Here is a 16,767-nt window from a genome sequence, read left to right on the forward strand (position 1 = left end):
ACCGCTACTGCGCGCTCTGCCCACCGGCCCCCAAACACACGACGGGTGGACCCCAAAAGAGCGAATATTCACATAAGGGGCAGCGTGGAGCAGACGGTCTTGTGTCCTGCCCTCCACCGGACAGAGCTAAGAGGAGATGGTTCGCCGATCGAAGCGTCAGTTTGAAGTACACAGACGCGGGTCCGTCTGCGGGGATCTTCAAGGTGCGGGGCCCTAGACGATGGCGGAAAGGATCCATTGGTGTAACGAAGGAAAGCTGGGCATTTGATCGGGTAGGTCGAGGCTTGACCTAGCACCCGCGAACCGGAGTCACGCCCTCCAGTTCAGTGGCTTTTGGATCCTAGACGAAGACTGTTATGGGGATAACCTTAAATGCCGCCGCATCCTCCTTAAGCCCAAGGTCAAGGTTTATGTATTCGGCTACTCTCTCGTCAGCCCTGAGTTTCTCCTGTAACTCGTCCAATGCGTTGTCTTTTAGCCGGCTGAGAATTTTGTTGCGGTCCATTAGGGTGTACCCGTAGTTCATGACTCGGATGACTTTGCCGAGGACGCGGAACTCGCCGTCAACTAGCTTGTCTGTATCGCCGCCGCTAAACATCGCGCGGTCGCATACGGTCACAGCGTGGACGTTGAGTGATTCCGCGCCAGGGGCAGGAACGACCTTGCCGTAAAACTCTAGAGAAGTGCCGTTCCTGAATTCACGCTGGGCAGCTTCAAAAATCGCTGCCGCTTGATTGCTGCTGAGAGTGGCCTCATTATTTGCGTGCTGGAGCTCTTCCGGAGTCATTTCGGGGCTTATGGCCTCTTTGAGATTGCTGGCATACGCGTACTTCTGAACAATGTCTGCCGTCAGTACGTCGAGCACGCTTACGATAAAATTTGGCTCAAAAGTGGCCCGGTATTCCACAAAATCTCCAGGTTTTAAACCTTGGTAGGCTGCAGGATCGTCTACGACCGTCACCAAGTCCTTCTCGCGGAGTGCTTGTCTAACGCCATGAAGAAGGTAGGCGTGGTCAAACGTCATCGTTGTTGCGCTGCCAGTTGCCGACTTGGACTGACGGGAACCTTCTCCTGAGCCCTTCAGATTGACAATTCCTGGGATGCTGCCGCCAACGTCCGCGATTCCCTTGAGGCCGTCAGTCACGTCGGACTGGTCGTTAGTTTGCATTTGGGTGGGCCTGCCACCAATGAATTGCTGGTAAAGCCCTTCCACGAAGGGTGTGTTCTGGTATATCACGATGGTGTAGAGGTCTAGGTCATCTACTTCTAGCGGGTGCTCGCGCTTTTCGGCCATGTGGGAAGGATACCGGTGGGACCCTCAAGGTTGCACTGTTAGGTTCCGGGCATGAAGCGCGGAAGGATTCTCATGGTCCTAGACGCCGTAATCGTGGCATTGGTCGCTCTTGAGCCTAAATCTGTGTGCGGTTGAAGTGCGGACGCGCGATTGGCTTAAGGTTATTGCCGTCCGGGAGAACGCTGAATAGGACTCGCATCCCATCGCACAACCGGAGCAGAATATACCTCGTTGCAAACGATGGCCTGTATATATGGTAGCCCTTAGTCTCTTCCAGTGTGGTTTCCAGGCCGTTGGCTTTGGCAAGGTCCGCCTCGGCTTCTGGGGCCTCGCGACGATACCACGCCGCGGCATTTTCCTCGGTCTTCTAGATGTTCTTTTGCCCGACGTATCCTAAAGTCGGTGTAGTCGCTGAATAGGAAGATCGCCCTAGTCGTCATCATCAGCCGTTGGCCTCAGCGCATGCCAGCGCTGCCGCTCCACCCCGCCGTAGCACACGGACACACAGCGCAACGTTCCGGCCCCCACACGTAACCTGTTTAGATGCCTCGTTTTGTGCTTGATATTGAGTCCGTTCCCCGCCCTGCCCGCGCGCAGGAGCTTCTGGACGCCGTGAACCACCGCGTCGTCATTGCCGACGGCGCCATGGGCACCATGCTGCAGGGCCGGGACCTGTCGCTCGAGGAAGACTTCCAGGGCCTCGAAGGCTGCAACGAAATCCTGAACGACACCCGCCCGGACGTCCTCGCGGACATCCACGACGCCTACTTCGCCACGGGCATCGACGCCGTCGAAACCAACACCTTCGGCGCCAACTGGTCCAACCTCTCGGACTACGGCATCGACGACCGGATCGAAGAGCTCGCACGCAAGGGCGCCGAGATCGCCCGCGAACGCGCGGAAGCGGCAGAAAAAGCTGACGGCCGCATGCGCTGGGTCCTCGGTTCCATGGGCCCGGGCACCAAGCTCCCCAGCCTCGGCCACACCACCTACGACTACCTCAAGCAGACCTTCGCCCTGCAAGCCGAGGGCCTCATCGACGGGGGAGCGGACGCCTTCCTCATCGAAACCAGCCAGGACCTCCTGCAGACCAAAGCCGCCGTCAACGGCTGCAAGCAGGCCATCGTCACCCGCGGCGTCCGGCTCCCCATCTTCGTCGAGGTGACCGTCGAAACCACTGGAACCATGCTGATGGGCTCCGAAATCGGCGCCGCGCTCACCGCGCTCGAGCCGCTCGGCGTCGACGCCATCGGCCTGAACTGCGCCACCGGCCCGGACGAGATGAGCGAGCACCTGCGCCACCTCTCCAAGCAGTCCTCCGTCGCCATCGCCTGCATGCCCAACGCCGGCCTGCCGGTCCTCGGCCCCAACGGCGCGCACTACCCGCTCTCACCCACCGAACTCGCCACCGCCCACGAGCAGTTCGTGCGGGAATTCGGCCTGGGACTGGTGGGCGGCTGCTGCGGTACGACGCCGGAGCACATGGCCGCCGTCGTCGAACGCCTTGCGCCCTTCCGCAACGCAGCCAAAGGCACCAACACGGTCGCCACCGGGGACGGCAAGACACAGCCCGCCCGCACCCCCACTGAGAGGGAAGCAGGCATCGCCTCCCTCTACCACCACGTGCCGTTCGACCAGGATTCCGCCTACCTCGCCATCGGTGAGCGCACCAACGCCAACGGTTCCAAGGCGTTCCGCCAGGCCATGCTCGAGGAGCGCTGGGACGACTGCGTGGACATCGCCCGCGAGCAGGTCCGCGTCGGCGCGCACCTGCTGGACGTCTGCATCGACTACGTGGGGCGCGACGGCGTCGCGGACATCAAGGAGATCGTCTCGCGTTTTGCGTCGGCCTCCACGCTCCCGCTGGTCATCGACTCCACGGAACCGCCCGTACTGCAGGCCGGGCTCGAACTCATCGGTGGCCGCCCGGTGGTCAACTCCGTCAACTACGAGGACGGCGACGGCCCCAACAGCCGCTTCGCGCGCATCATGCCGCTGGTGAAGGAACACGGCACCGCCGTGATCGCCCTGACCATCAACGAAGAGGGCCAGGCCCGCACCACCGAGGGCAAGGTGGCCATCGCCTCCCGCCTCGTCGACGCCCTGGTGGGCGAATGGGGGATGCGCGTCGAGGACATCATCGTGGACGCCCTGACCTTCCCCATCGCCACCGGCCAGGAAGAAACCCGCCGGGACGGCATCGAAACCATCGAGGCCATCCGCCAGATCACCGCGAAGTACCCCGGCATCAACACCACGCTCGGCGTCTCCAACGTGTCCTTCGGCCTGAACCCCGCGGCGCGCGTCGTCCTGAACTCGGTGTTCCTGCACGAGGCCGCGCAGGCGGGCCTGACCAGCGGCATCATCGACGCCGCCAAGATCGTGCCGCTCGCTTCCCTGCCGGAAGAACAGCGCAAGGTGGCGCTGGACCTCGTCTGGGACCGCCGCGAATACGACGCCGACGGCAACACCACCTACGACCCCCTGGCCGTCATGCTGGACATGTTCGCCGGCGTCGACACCGCAGCGCTCAAGGACCAGCGCGCGGCTGAACTCGCGGCGCTGCCCACCGGCCAGCGCCTGGAACGGCGCATCATCGACGGCGAAGGCAAGGGCCTCGAGGAGGACCTCGACCTGGCGCGCAGCGAGGGCATGACCCCGCTCGGCATCATCAACGACCACCTACTCGAGGGCATGAAGGTGGTGGGCGAACGCTTCGGCGCCGGCGAGATGCAGCTGCCGTTCGTGCTGCAGTCCGCCGAGGTGATGAAGAACGCCGTCGCGCTGCTCGAGCCGCACATGGAGAAGTCGGACTCCTCCGGCAAGGGCACCATGGTCATCGCCACCGTGCGCGGCGACGTGCACGACATCGGCAAGAACCTGGTGGACATCATCCTCACCAACAACGGCTACAAGGTCATCAACATCGGCATCAAGCAGGGCATCGCCGAGATCATGGCCGCGGCCGAGGAGCACAACGCCGACGTGATCGGCATGTCCGGGCTGCTGGTGAAGTCCACCGTGGTGATGAAGGAGAACCTCGCCGAGCTGCAGTCCCGCGGCCTCGCGAAGAAGTGGCCCATCATCCTCGGCGGCGCAGCCCTGACCCGCGCCTACGTGGAGCAGGACCTGGCGGAGCAGTTTGACGGCGTGGTGCGCTACGCCAAGGACGCCTTCGAGGGCCTCGCCCTTATGGAACCATTGGTGAAGGTGGCCCGCGGCGCGTCCCCGGACGACGTCGGCCTGCCGCCTTTGAAGAAGCGCATCCACAAGGGCGGTGCGAAGTTCACGGTCACCGAGCCGGAAGCGATGCCCGGCCGGTCCGACGTCGTCTCCGACAACCCCGTGCCCGCGCCGCCGTTCTGGGGCACGCGCATTGTGCGCGGCGTCGCGCTGCACGACTACGCGGCTTTCCTCGACGAGCGTGCCACGTTCATGGGGCAGTGGGGGCTCAAGCCCGGCCGCGGCGAGGACGGCGCCTCCTACGAGGACCTGGTGGAACGCGAGGGCCGGCCGCGCCTGCGCTACTGGCTGGACCGCATCCTCGCCGAGGGCATGCTGGACGCGTCCGTCGCGTACGGCTACTTCCCGGTGGTTTCCGAGGGGGAGCAGGTGGTGGTGCTGCACCACGGGGAGGACCGCGACGGCGTCCTGGGCACCGCGGGACTGCTCGCCCCCGACGGTGGTTCAGGCGGCCCGATCGGCACCGACCGTCTGCGGTTCGATTTCCCGCGCCAGCGCCGCGACCGGCACCTGTGCCTGGCCGACTTCGTGAAGTCCCGCGAGTCGGGGCAGATCGACGTGCTGCCGGTACAGCTGGTTACCGCCGGCTCGAAGATCGAGGAGTTCACCTCCAAGATGTTCGCCGCCAACCAGTACCGCGACTACTACGAGCTCAATGGCCTGGTCATGCAGCTTACCGAGGCGCTGGCGGAGTTCTGGCATGCGCGCATCCGTAAGGAGCTGGGCTTCGCGGCCGAGGAGCCCAAGGACACGGCCGGGTATTTCAAACTGGAATACCGCGGTGCGCGGTTCTCCCTGGGCTACCCCGCGTGCCCGGACATGGAGGACCGCCGCAAGGTGACGGAGCTGCTGAAGCCCGAGCGGATGGGCGTGGTCCTCAGCGACGAGCTGATGCTGCACCCCGAACAGTCCACCGACGCGTTCGTGTTCCACCATCCGGAGGCGAAGTACTTCAAGGTGTGAGCCTGGGGTGGCCCAGGGGTGGGCTGCCCACACTCAGGCTGTCATGCCGCAACCTGCTGCCGTTTTTTCGAACCGGCGGAAAGCCTCTTGACTATCAGGTAGGGAACCCAGCACAGAGGCTGGAAAAGGACTGTTGCAATGAAGAATGCTGCCGCGACATTCTGATCGGCGTCAGACAGGCCGGTGCTGGCAACTACTGTCATGAACCCCGTCAGGAGCGCGCCGCCGGAGTAGATGAAGATATACGGCCAGCGAAGGTAGCTGCGCAGGAAGAAGAAGAACAGCAGGCCGAAGAGCAGAACCGCTGCGAAGCTGATGATGAGGCTGGCCCGTTCCGCGGGGCGGCCGGCCCAAGCAAGCTGTTGCAAGAAGACTGTCATGCCCAGCCAGACGAAGACCAGCATTTGGATGATCCACGCCGTGACGGGGTGGCGCGCCCGGGCACGCTTCAGCGCCGGATCCCGGGCCTCCTCGGCGTCGCGTTCCACCTGCTCTACAGCCGACCACCGGGCGCGGAGATCCTGCTCGTCGGCCTGCCAGCCGCGGGCAAACCGGTACGGGACGAGTTTGCCAAGGTCGCCGAGAAGCCGGAGCCTCTCAGCATCGTCCAGTATCTGCTTGTCGTGCCGATACAGGACTTGAGGAGTGTAGAGAAGCGGGATGCCTTCGCCGCTCAGGTGCCTGAGCCACATATCGACTCCCTGATCCTGGTGGGACGGGAAGGGGATACTCAGCAGTTCATTCCGGCCGCCGGAGCGGTAGCGGACGTACAGGATGGGCGCGGTTTCGGATACGCGGCCTGCATATCGGTTGTAAGTTTCCCGCACGATGCAAAAGGACGCCACTGCTGACGTGATCTGGTCGAGGCGTACAGAGCGCCGGGTCGGAGCGGTGTTCCTGTCGAACCGGACGCCCTTCTCCAGCGGATTAGGCCACTCCACGGACTCCACCCGGTCTTCAAACAGCGTGTACTCGGGTAGCTGCCGGTACCGCAGCCGAAGTTTACGGCCAGCGGATACCAGCCGGGCAACCATCCACAGGCCCAAGGGCACCGCGGCCAGCGTTACGAGGAGCCAGGCGCTCGGGTACATCATCACCAGCACCAACGGGGTGACAGCCAGTCCGACGCCGATAAGGACACCCGTGCCCAGGATCAGGGCGTAGGCGGTCATCCAGAAAAGGTCCGGCTTGCGCACCGGGTTGAAGTGGACAAGGCGTGGCTGTTCCATTGATTCCTTTATCGCGAAGGACGAGGGAACCGGGCGCCCCTTCAGCATCCTACGGGGCCTTCAGGGCGGCGCCATTTCACCGAGTGACTGACTCTGTTTGGTGCAGCAGGGCAAGCTCTGCGCGTGTTGGGAGTCCCTCCCAGTCCCCGTAGGCGAGGCAGGCGAACGCTCCGGTTTTGGCGGCGAGCTCGAGCCGGTCCGAAGGGGCTTTCCCGGCCATCAGGTCCGCTAAGTAGCCAGCGACAAATGCATCGCCGGCCCCGACGGTGTCCACGGGTTCGATCGCTACAGCGGGCTGGCGGTAGATCTCGCCGTCAATGGACCCCACGGCACCTTTGCTTCCCAGTTTGATGATCGCTTGTGAAGGGCCGAGTTCGGCCAGGCGTTGGGCCAGGTCGGTGGGCTCGTGTGCAGGTCCGATGGCAAGCGCCGCCTCCTCGTCGCCGGCGAAGACGATGTCGGTGAGGGGAATCAGCTCCTGGTAGGCGCATCGAGCGTCCTCTGTGGTCCAGAGGTTCGCCCGGTAGTTAAGATCGAACGAGACGGTCACCCCTTGTGACCGGGCGATGTCGATGGCCTCGCGGATAGTCGCAGCTGCAGTGGCTGAAAGCGCGGGCGTGATGCCGCTGACGTGGAGAACCGCGGCTCCCGAAATGAGCGAAGCATCCAGGTCCTCCGGCATCAGCTTTGAACCGGCACTGCCCGCGCGGTAGTAGCTCACCTTTTGCGTGGCCATCGTTCGCCGTTCCTTGAGCATGAGCCCTGTCGGCGCTGACAAATCCTCGATGCTTCGGACCGTGACACCCTCGGCACGAATTTCGCGCCGGACGAGCTGGCCGAGGGAATCGGCCCCTGTCCGGCCGCACCACACCGCGTTGCCGCCGAGCCGCTGGACACCGATGGCCACGTTGGATTCGGAACCGCCGATGCCGAGGCCCATCGAGGAGACGTGGGCCAGTGGCCCGGGATGCTGGGCGGTGAGGAGGGCCATAGTCTCCCCGATTGTCACCAGATAAGGTGCCGCTACCGCCGTGCTCACAGCGCTGCCCTGGCTTCGTCGACGACGTTCCGCAGGCGGCGCGCGCGCTCTGTGAGCTTGCGCAAGTCTCCACCCTTGAAGGCATCGCCGAGCAGCGGTCCGCCCAGGCTGACGGCGAGTGCTCCCGCCGCCACCCATTCGGCGGCGTCGTCGATGCTTACCCCTCCCGAGGGGACTACTTCTATGCCCGGAAACGGTCCCCGCAGCATGGACACGTATCCGGGACCGACGACCGACGCGGGGAAAACCTTGACCGCCGTCGCCCCTGCCCTCCACCCCTTGAACAGTTCCGTGGGAGTCAGCCCACCCGGGTAGACAGCGACGCCGCGTTGAACTGCTGCCGAAATAATGGCGCCGTCGGTCACGGGAGTGACAAGGTAGGTTGCTCCGGCTTCGATGGCCTGAACCGCTTCGTCGACCGTGGTTACAGTGCCCACACCGAATTCGGCCGCGCTGCCGAACCGATCCTGCAGCAGGGGGAGTTCCTCAAAGACCCCGGGGGTGCTCAGGGTCAGTTCGATGCTGGCCACCCCGCCGTGGACCAGTGCTTCCACAACGGGGGCATAGGCACGTGCATGGGAAGCACGCAGGACCGCTATGGTTCCGGTGTCCCGCACTATCTGCGAAGCGGAAGTGCGTTCGACGACGGCTGGTGGCTGTTCTGGTGGAGGCACGGCTTATTCCTTCAACTGGTGCGCTGGTGTGGACGTTGGTTAATGCGGCAACAAAGGTGCCGTGACATCACCGGCCCAGCCATCCGCCGTCGACGGGAAGGACTATTCCGTTGACATAGTCTGACGCGGCGGAGGCGAGAAAGACGGTGGCACCACCCAGGTCTTCCGGCTGCCCCCACCTCGCGGCGGGAATGCGCCCCAGAATCGCCCGTTCACGATCCGGGTCTTCCTGCAATGCCTGCGTGTTGTCAGTGGCAATGTAGCCGGGTGCTATCGCATTGACGTTGACGCCGCGCACTGCCCACTCGTTGGCGAGGGCCTTTGTCAGACCCGCGATGCCGGACTTTGACGCAGTGTAGCCGGGGACGTTGATGCCGCCCTGGAAACTGAGGAGAGATGCGGTGAAGATGATCTTCCCGCTGCCCCTGGCGAGCATCTGCTGTCCGACGTCCCGGCTCAGGATGAACTGGCTGGAAAGGTTCACTTGGATGACCTGGTCCCACATGTCGTCCGGGTGCTCGGCCGCAGGCGTCCGGGCAATCGTGCCTCCGTTGTTGACCAGGATGTCTATGGGCCCCGCAGCAACCAGGTTGGCGGCGAGTTCGCGCACCGCGGCGCGATCTGCGAAGTCCGCGCTCATTGCCGTGAACTGGCGCCCAAGCGACGTGACGCGTTGTTCGATCGCGCTGCCTTCGGCTTCGAGGTTAGCGGAGACCCCGATGATGTCGGCTCCGGCTTCGGCGAGGGCTACGGCCATCGCCATGCCGATGCCTCTCCGGGCTCCGGTAACGACGGCGGTCTTTCCGGTCAGGTCAAACAACCCCGGAGTTCTCACGAGGCCGCCGCCCGGCAGTCGACCAGGACCTTCATGGCTCCGCCGCTTTCAAGGGCAAGGAACCCTTGCTCAACATCCTCAAGGGACACAACCCGAGAGATCATCTGGCGGGCGGGGATGGCACCGTCAGCCACGAGGCGAACAGCTTCCTCGAAATCCTCCCGCTGGTAGAGGCGGGCACCGAACATCTCCAGTTCCCGCCAGAAGAACCGGTGGAGGTCAATCTCCTTCGGCTTGGGGTGGATTGCAACCATGACGAGCCGTCCCCTGGTGGTCAGAACCTCAACCGCGGAGCTGACCCCTGCCGCTGCCCCGGAAACTTCGAAGGCCACGTCCGCTCCTGCCCCGTCTGTCTCCCGCAGGACATAGTCCACGAGGTTCTCTTCGCGCGGATCGACTGTGGTGATGCCGAATCCCTTTGCTGTTTCCCTCCTGCCTGGATCGGGCTCTGCCAGCACCACACGGGCGCCCTGCCGGAGGGCTACGGAGGCAATGAGCTGACCCACGGGCCCGCCGCCGATCACAACGACGAAGTCTGACGCGGTCAGTCCTGAACGACGGACGTCGTGCACTGCGACCGCAGTCGGTTCAATGAGCGCTGCTTCATCGAGAGCGAGTCCCTCGGGCAGGGCAACGAGGACCTCGGCCGGGACGTTCCAGGTGCTCTGCATCGAGCCCTCGGAGTCGATGCCGATGAAGTTCAACTTGTGGCAGATATGGCTGTTCCCCTTGCGGCAGGCATGGCATGAACCACAGGAGAGGGTGGGCATGACCGTGACGGGTTGACCGACTGCCCATCCTGAAACCCCATCGCCTATTGCTGCGATGGTGCCTGACATCTCGTGGCCGATTACCGCAGGCGTGGCTACCCGCGCATCCATGTCTCCGTGGAAAATATGCAGGTCTGTGCCGCACAAGCCTGTGTAGGCAACGGCAATCTGCACCTGCCCGGCCTCAGGGGGCCCAAGGGTGGGAACCGCCGTCGTGAAGGTCCGTTCGCCGGTGTACATGGCAGCTGTCATGGTGTCGCTCCTGGTGGAAGATCTGGTTTCTGGCTGGCTTGGGGTGGATCACTTTGCCGGTTATTGCGCCGTCACCTGTTGGTGCTGCTCGCCAAGCCTTTCGACGCCGATGGTCATGGTGTCCCCGGGGCGGAGGTACGGGAACCGCCCCGAGAGTGCTACGCCCTGGGGCGTGCCGGTGTTCACGATGTCCCCTGGATCGAGGGCCATGTACTGGGAAAGGTCGCGGATGATTTCCGCGACGCTGAAGACCATGTCTGCGGTGGTGGAGTTTTGCCTTTCCTCGCCGTTCACGCAGGAGTACAGCCGCAATTGCTGGGGGTCCGGTACATCGGCGGCGGGGACCAGCGCCGGGCCGAGCGGGTTGAAGGTGGGGGCGCATTTGCCCTTTGACCATTGTCCGCCGGAGTGCTGGAGCTGAAAGTCCCGCTCGGACACGTCGTTGCTGATGGTGTACCCGGCGATGCAATCCAGCGCCTCCTCGTGGCTGCGCAAGTAGGAGGCACGCTTGCCGATGACCACCGCAAGCTCCACTTCCCAGTCGACCTTCTGCGTGCCGGGTGGGAGAACGACGTTGTCGTCGGGGCCGACGACGGTGTTCGGGTGCTTGAAGAAGATGATGGGCGCGGCGGGTGGTGTGCCGCCGGTTTCGGCGGCATGCGCGGCGTAGTTCATACCGACGCAGATGACCGCACCGATCCCAGTGACCGGAGGACCCACCCGCATGCTTCTGGCGTCTGCCAGCTCAGGCAGGGAGCCGGCTTGAAGGGCAGCGCGCGCCTGTTCGATCAAGCCGGCGCCGATGGCGGGGCCGGTGATGTCCGCTGTTATCTCCCGCAAATCGTAGTAGGCGTCTCCTTCGCGGACAGCCGGTATTTCCTGGCCAGCCTCGCCCAGTCTCATCAATTCCATTGGCGTTCTCCTAGCTCAAGTGGGTTCAGGTGGTGGTTCAGGTGGACGGACGCAGGAGGAGGCTGTGCATGCCGCCGTCGACCGCAAGAGAGACCCCGGAAGTGGACGCGTTTGTGGGATCTGCCAGGAACAGCACGGAGGCGGCGACTTCGTCCGGGGACACCAGGCGTCCGTGGGGTTGCCGGGCCTCCAGTGCCCGGCGTTCTGCCTCCGGATCGTCCGCTGCGCCCAGCAGACGGCCGACCCAGGGTGTATCCGCTGTGCCGGGATGGACGCAGTTGACCCGGATTCCCTCACGCAGGTGGTCCGCGGCCATGGCGCGTGTGAGGGCATCTACTGCTCCCTTGCTTGCCGAGTAGAGGGCGCGCTGCGGAAGCCCGTGCGTCGCCGCGATGGATCCGATGTTGACGATCGCTGCGGCTTTTGAGCGTTTCAGGTGCGGCAGCGCGGCCGCTGATACGCGCACCATGCCCACCACGTTTACGTTCAGCACGCGCAGCCAGTCCTCATCATCGTTGTCGGCCACGGTGCCGGTGGCCCCGATGCCTGCATTGTTAATGACGACGTCGATGCCGCCGAACGTGCGCGCTACGGCTTCCACGGCGGCGTCGACGGAGCCGCGGTTGCCAACGTCGCACTGCTGGCCCAATACGCCGTCGGAAAGGCCGGCGGGTTCGAGGTCAAGGACGGCGACGCGCGCTCCCTCGTCCAGGAGCGCGGCGGTGACGGCGGCACCGATGCCGGACGCCCCACCGGTGACAATGGCGCGGACGCCTGAAAATGAGCCCATAAAGCACCCCTAAAAGGTAATGAGTGAAGGCGGACTGTCAGCAGAGCTGGGCCGGTGGCGGCACCCGCAAACCCCTGCCGCCGTCCTGCGAAAATGCCTCAGCAAAGCGGTGGTAGGCCCCGATCAGATGGGCGCGCATGGCGGCTTCGGCTGCATCGGTGTCGCAGGCCGCAATCGCATTCACAATGCTGCGGTGCTCGTCCACCGTTTGCTTCCCCCTGTCGTCCGCCCGGTGAAGGCGGAAGAGGTGCAGGTGGCAGTGCGTGGCACGGTAGGCGTGCAGTGCAAACTGGTTGCTGCTGGCGCTGAGGATACTGTCATGGAAGTGGGTATCGTGCGCCACGAGGAGGTGCCTGACGCTGGTTGCGTTCTCCGTCCCGGCTTCGAAGGTCGAGAGTGATTTTTGCAGCATCCGGGCCGGGTTGCTTAACCGGTTCAGTGCGGCCACCCCGGCCGCCCACGGTTCCACCATCAGCCGGAATTCGAACAGCTCGCGGAGTTCAGCCATGTCCAGCAGCTGCGTTGTCCGGTAACCCTTGCCAGGAGTCTTGATGATGAGGTTGTCGCCCTCGAGTTGGCTCAGCGCCTCCCGCACGGGTGTTTGGGACACTCCAAACTCCCGGGCGAGGGCATCGATGTTCACCTTCTCGTCGGGCGGCAGTTGAAGGTCAAGGATTCTGGCACGCAACATTGCGTAGACGTCCACGGCAGGCCGCGCCCGGGATCCGGGGTCGGAGGATTGCTCAGCCATGGTGTGCCGGCAGGTGTGCTCGGGCGGCGGGATTGTTCATCTTCAATACATACTCCAGCAGGTTGCCGATGCCGTAACTCCACGGTTCGAGTTTCTCCGTTGGTTTCACCGTGTTGGTGAGCGTTCCGAGGCGGCTGCTGCTGATCTGCACGATGTCACCGGTTTCGTGGGTGAAACCCATGCCAGGCGCCTTTCGGTCCTCGTTCGGGGCAAAAAGGGTTCCGGTGAACAGTGCGAAGCCGTCCGGGTACTGGTGGTGCGGGCCGAAGGCCGCGCCCACGAGTTCCTCGAAGGGGCGGCTCAGCCGCTGCACGCTGTTGGTGCCGGTGAGGGTGTATCCGTCGGTTCCACGTACTGTCAGCCGGATCGTCTCCTGGCGGGCGTCGTCCAGGGTGTAGGAATCGTTGAACAGGCGGATGAAGGGGCCCAGCGCGGCTGAGCCGTTGTTGTCCTTGGCCATACCAAGCAGGAGTGCGCTCCGCCCCTCGACATCGCGCAGGTTGACGTCGTTGCCCAACGTGCAGCCGCGCACGCGCCCCTCCCTGTCCACCACCAGCACCAGTTCAGGTTCGGGGTTGTTCCAGGAGGAAAAGGAGGGAATGCCGATGTCCTCGCCGCATCCTACCGCCGAGAGAACAGGGGCTTTCGTGAACACCTCCGGGTCCGGCCCGATGCCAACCTCGAGATACTGGGACCAGAAGCCCGCCCGGACCAGCACTTCCTTTACCCGTGCGGCCTCCTCGGAGCCCGGACGCACCCCTGCCAGGCTTCCACCGATGGACTCCAGAACCTGTGCGCGCATCTGCTCCGCCAGTGTCAGGTCACCGGCACAACGTTCTTCGATGACCCGCTCGATCATGCTGTCCACGAAGGTCACGCCGCAGGCTTTCACAGCCTGCAGGTCCACCGGTGAGAGAAGATGGGGTTCGTCCTGGCTTCTTCCCCCGTTCAGGACGCTCTCCAGGTCCCAGCTGCGGGCCCCGTCATGCCGCGCATCCTCCAGCACGCCGTGAAGGTCGTCGTGATTGAGCAGCGCGGACACGGTGTGCGCATGGTCGAAGAGATCGAGCAGTACGCCTTCGTGGAACAGGACGGGGCGGGGACCCTGGGTTTCCGGGTCCCACAGGCGGCCAATGAGCAGGGCGGCCGAGGCGTCCTGGGGAAGAATTGCTTCCGGTTCTAAACGTGTCATCGGGGTTCTCCTGCAGGTTCAAGGCTTCCGTCCACCCGGCGGGCTATGCCCCAGGGGTTCGCCTCCTGGAGCGCCGGCGGAAGTACGGGGTCGGGAACGTTCTGATAGGCGACCGGGCGCATGAAACGCCTGATCGCGGCCGTGCCCACCGAGGTTGTGCCCGGTGCCGTCGTGGCCGGGTAGGGCCCGCCGTGATGCTGCGCGTAGGAGACCGTGACGCCGGTGGGCCAGCCGTTCCAGAGCACCCTGCCGGCGATACCCGTAAGGGTGGAGAGCAGCTCACCGGACGGATCGCCGTCGTCTGCTTGAACGGTGGCCGTCAGCTGGCCCTCCATCTGCGCAGCAAGCGCTGGCAGGTCGGCAACGTCGTTGTACCGGACCACCACGGTTGCCGGACCGAACATCTCACGGTGGAGCACTTCAGGATCTGACGCGACGGTTCGTGCATCGACCAGCAGGACTGTGGGTGCGGGCACCTCATCATCAGAGCCCGGAACGAGGGCCTGGACGCCGTCGATCGAAGCGACCTCTCCGCGCGCCTTGCCGAACGACTCCCTGAGACCGGGAGTGAGGAGCTTGGTCAGCGGAACCTTTTTGAGTGCGGCGTCCAAAGTGCTGAGCAGCTGTTCCTCGGAGGCGGAAGCCGGGACAAAGAGCAAGCCAGGTTTCGTGCAGAACTGTCCCATGCCCGCCGTGAAGGATTCCGCGTAGCCGGTGAGGATCTCTTCAGCACGGGCGTTCCAGGCCTTGGGCAGCACGAAGACCGGGTTGATGCTGCCCAGCTCCCCGTAGAAGGGGATCGGCACGGGGCGGGCACTGGCGCGGTTGAAGAGCGCCCGGCCCCCGGCCGTGGAGCCCGTGAATCCGATGGCCTTGACGAGCGGGTGATCCACCAGGGCCTCAGCTGCAGAGCGGCCGTCCACCAGCGCGAACAGCCCCGAAGGGGCGCCGGCTTCGGCCAACGCTTCGGCCACGATTTCCCCCGTCCTCACCGCGAGTTTCTGGTGCCCGGAGTGGCACTTGTGCAGGACAGCGCACCCGGCAGCGAGAGCCGAGGCGCTGTCCCCACCCATGACACTGAACGCAAAGGGGAAGTTGGAAGCCCCGAAGACGCCCACCACGCCCAGCGGCACGTTGACCCTGCGGATATCCGGGCGGGGGCCCATGCCCCAGTCCGGATCGGCGTGGTCCACGGTGGCATCGAAGGCGATGCCGGTGCGCACCTCGTCGGCGAACAGGTCCAGCTGGAAAGCTGACCGTCTCAGCTCTCCCTGAAGCCTGGCCTCGGCGAGGTTCGTATCAGCGGCCGCCAACGCCACCAGTTCGTCCGCGTTGGCACGAAGGGCATCGGCGATTGCATTGAGCCGGGCAGCGCGTGTCGCAGGCGACTCATCGGCAATGGTCAGGAACGCCGCGTGGGCTTCCCGCGCGGCTTGGTCCACCTGTTCGGGAGTGGTGGCGATGGTCAGGGTGGTCATGTGCATGGGAGATCCTTCCGGAAGCTCAGCGGGCATTCAGTTCCTGCCAGACGGCACCGTCCGGGTAGGACCAGCGTGAGGTGGACTCGGGCAGCATCCTGGCGCCGACACCGGGCAGCTTAGGTGCCTGGTAGCGCCCGTTGGAGACTACTGCCGGTTCGGTGAAGTGCTCGTGGAGGTGGTCCACGAACTCGATGACGCGGTCCTCCATGGTGCCGGTAATGGCTGCATAGTCGAAGAAGGAGAAATGCTGCACCAGCTCGCACAGCCCGACGCCGCCGGCATGCGGGCACACGGGAGTCTCGAAGCGGGCCGCCAGCAGCAGGTTGGCGATGTTCTCGTTGACGCCGGCCACGCGGGTGGAATCAATCTGCATGATGTCGATTGCCCCCGCCTGGAGCATCTGCTTGAAGATGATGCGGTTGTGGACGGCTTCGCCCGTTACCACCTTGATGGGGTGGACAGCCTTGCGGATGGCGGCGTGGGCCAGGATGTCGTCCGTGCTGGTGGGTTCCTCGATCCAGTATGGCTCGAAGTCCTGAAGCTGGTTGACCCAGTCGATGGCCTCCTGCTCCTCCCAGCGCTGGTTGGCGTCGATGGCGATGCGGACGTCCGGCCCTACCGCCTCGCGCGCCAGGGACAGGCGCCGTCGGTCGTCCTCGATACTGCCGGCGACCTTCAGCTTGATCATGCCGAAGCCGTCGGCCACCGCCTCCTTGGACAGGCGCACAAGCTTCTCGTCGCTGTAACCGAGCCAGCCTGGAGTGGTGGTGTAGGCCGGGTAACCGTGTTCCTTGAGTTCGGCGATGCGCGCTTCCTTGCCCACCTGGCCCTTTTTGAGGATGTCCGCGGCGTCTTCGGGGGTGAGGGCGTTGCGGATGTGGGTGAAGTCCACTGCGCTAATGATTTCTTCCACAGGCATTTCGCTCAGCAGCAGCCACAGCGGCTTCTGCTCCCGCCGTGCCCGGATGTCCCACAGCGCGTTGATGAGCCCGCCGGCCGCCATGTGGGACACTCCCTTTTCGGGGCCGAGCCAGCGCATCTGCGAGTCGTGGATGAGCCGCCGGGAAGAGTCTCCAAGGTTGTTGACGAGTTCGTCGGTGTCCCGTCCCACGAGGAGTTCACCGTAACTGTCCATCGCGGCAGTGATGATCTCGTTGCCGCGGCCGCAGGTGAACACGAGACCGTTGCCGCTCTCGCCGTCGTCAGTGGTGATCTCGACATAGGCTGCCGAATAGTCCGGGTCAACGTTGACGGCATCTGAGCCGTCAAGTTCGAGTGAGGTGGGAAAGCGGACGTCCGTAGTGCGGACGGATTGAATTTTTGACATGAGTGTTTTCCTTGC

Annotated in this window: 13 protein-coding genes; 1 reads left to right on the forward strand and 12 read right to left on the reverse strand. The window is 64.3% G+C overall.

What is annotated here, in order from left to right:
* Positions 1-340 precede the first annotated feature (340 nt).
* The gene (locus IEX43_RS18755) at positions 341-1,294 is read right to left on the reverse strand and encodes a DUF6414 family protein (RefSeq protein ID WP_188813502.1); all 954 of its coding nucleotides are present in this window, start codon (positions 1,292-1,294) and stop codon (positions 341-343) included.
* 543 nt (positions 1,295-1,837) lie between these two features.
* Between IEX43_RS18755 and metH the strand changes: the two genes are divergently transcribed.
* Positions 1,838-5,500: a methionine synthase gene (gene metH / locus IEX43_RS18760; protein ID WP_188813504.1), complete on the forward strand. Its 3,663-nt coding sequence runs from the start codon at positions 1,838-1,840 to the stop codon at positions 5,498-5,500.
* A gap of 41 nt (positions 5,501-5,541) precedes the next feature.
* Here the strand turns inward: metH and IEX43_RS18765 are convergent, their stop codons facing one another.
* The 11 genes from IEX43_RS18765 to IEX43_RS18815 form a co-directional block, all read right to left on the reverse strand.
* A complete protein-coding gene (locus IEX43_RS18765; protein ID WP_188813506.1) occupies positions 5,542-6,729 on the reverse strand; it encodes a hypothetical protein in 1,188 nt (395 codons plus the stop codon).
* Between the two features lie 76 nt (positions 6,730-6,805).
* A complete protein-coding gene (locus IEX43_RS18770) occupies positions 6,806-7,768 on the reverse strand; it encodes a sugar kinase (protein WP_229666538.1) in 963 nt (320 codons plus the stop codon).
* On the reverse strand, positions 7,765-8,442 hold the full coding sequence (locus IEX43_RS18775; protein WP_229666539.1) for a bifunctional 4-hydroxy-2-oxoglutarate aldolase/2-dehydro-3-deoxy-phosphogluconate aldolase: 678 nt from the start codon (positions 8,440-8,442) through the stop codon (positions 7,765-7,767). Before IEX43_RS18775 ends, IEX43_RS18770 begins: the two co-directional genes overlap by 4 nt.
* A 67-nt stretch (positions 8,443-8,509) precedes the next feature.
* Positions 8,510-9,262 (reverse strand): SDR family oxidoreductase, encoded by a 753-nt coding sequence (locus tag IEX43_RS18780; RefSeq protein ID WP_268238379.1) that lies wholly within the window; start codon positions 9,260-9,262, stop codon positions 8,510-8,512.
* 11 nt (positions 9,263-9,273) lie between these two features.
* Positions 9,274-10,299 (reverse strand): zinc-dependent alcohol dehydrogenase, encoded by a 1,026-nt coding sequence (locus IEX43_RS18785; protein ID WP_188813510.1) that lies wholly within the window; start codon positions 10,297-10,299, stop codon positions 9,274-9,276.
* 60 nt (positions 10,300-10,359) lie between these two features.
* Positions 10,360-11,211 (reverse strand): fumarylacetoacetate hydrolase family protein, encoded by an 852-nt coding sequence (locus IEX43_RS18790; protein WP_188813511.1) that lies wholly within the window; start codon positions 11,209-11,211, stop codon positions 10,360-10,362.
* A 37-nt stretch (positions 11,212-11,248) separates the two neighbouring features.
* Positions 11,249-12,001, reverse strand: a complete 753-nt coding sequence (locus tag IEX43_RS18795; protein WP_188813513.1) for an SDR family NAD(P)-dependent oxidoreductase — start codon at positions 11,999-12,001, stop codon at positions 11,249-11,251.
* A 37-nt stretch (positions 12,002-12,038) separates the two neighbouring features.
* Complete coding sequence (locus IEX43_RS18800; protein ID WP_188813515.1) at positions 12,039-12,752, reverse strand: GntR family transcriptional regulator; 714 nt, start codon at positions 12,750-12,752, stop codon at positions 12,039-12,041.
* Positions 12,745-13,944: a fumarylacetoacetate hydrolase family protein gene (locus IEX43_RS18805; RefSeq protein WP_188813524.1), complete on the reverse strand. Its 1,200-nt coding sequence runs from the start codon at positions 13,942-13,944 to the stop codon at positions 12,745-12,747. The genes IEX43_RS18800 and IEX43_RS18805 overlap by 8 nt, the downstream gene beginning before the upstream one ends.
* A complete protein-coding gene (locus IEX43_RS18810) occupies positions 13,941-15,428 on the reverse strand; it encodes an aldehyde dehydrogenase (NADP(+)) (RefSeq protein WP_188813526.1) in 1,488 nt (495 codons plus the stop codon). The genes IEX43_RS18805 and IEX43_RS18810 overlap by 4 nt, the downstream gene beginning before the upstream one ends.
* Positions 15,429-15,447: 19 nt before the next feature.
* Positions 15,448-16,752: an enolase C-terminal domain-like protein gene (locus IEX43_RS18815; protein ID WP_188813528.1), complete on the reverse strand. Its 1,305-nt coding sequence runs from the start codon at positions 16,750-16,752 to the stop codon at positions 15,448-15,450.
* Between the last annotated feature and the right edge of the window lie 15 nt (positions 16,753-16,767).

Origin of the sequence: Pseudarthrobacter polychromogenes (genome assembly GCF_014644495.1) — a bacterium.
Taxonomy (GTDB): domain Bacteria; phylum Actinomycetota; class Actinomycetes; order Actinomycetales; family Micrococcaceae; genus Arthrobacter; species Arthrobacter polychromogenes.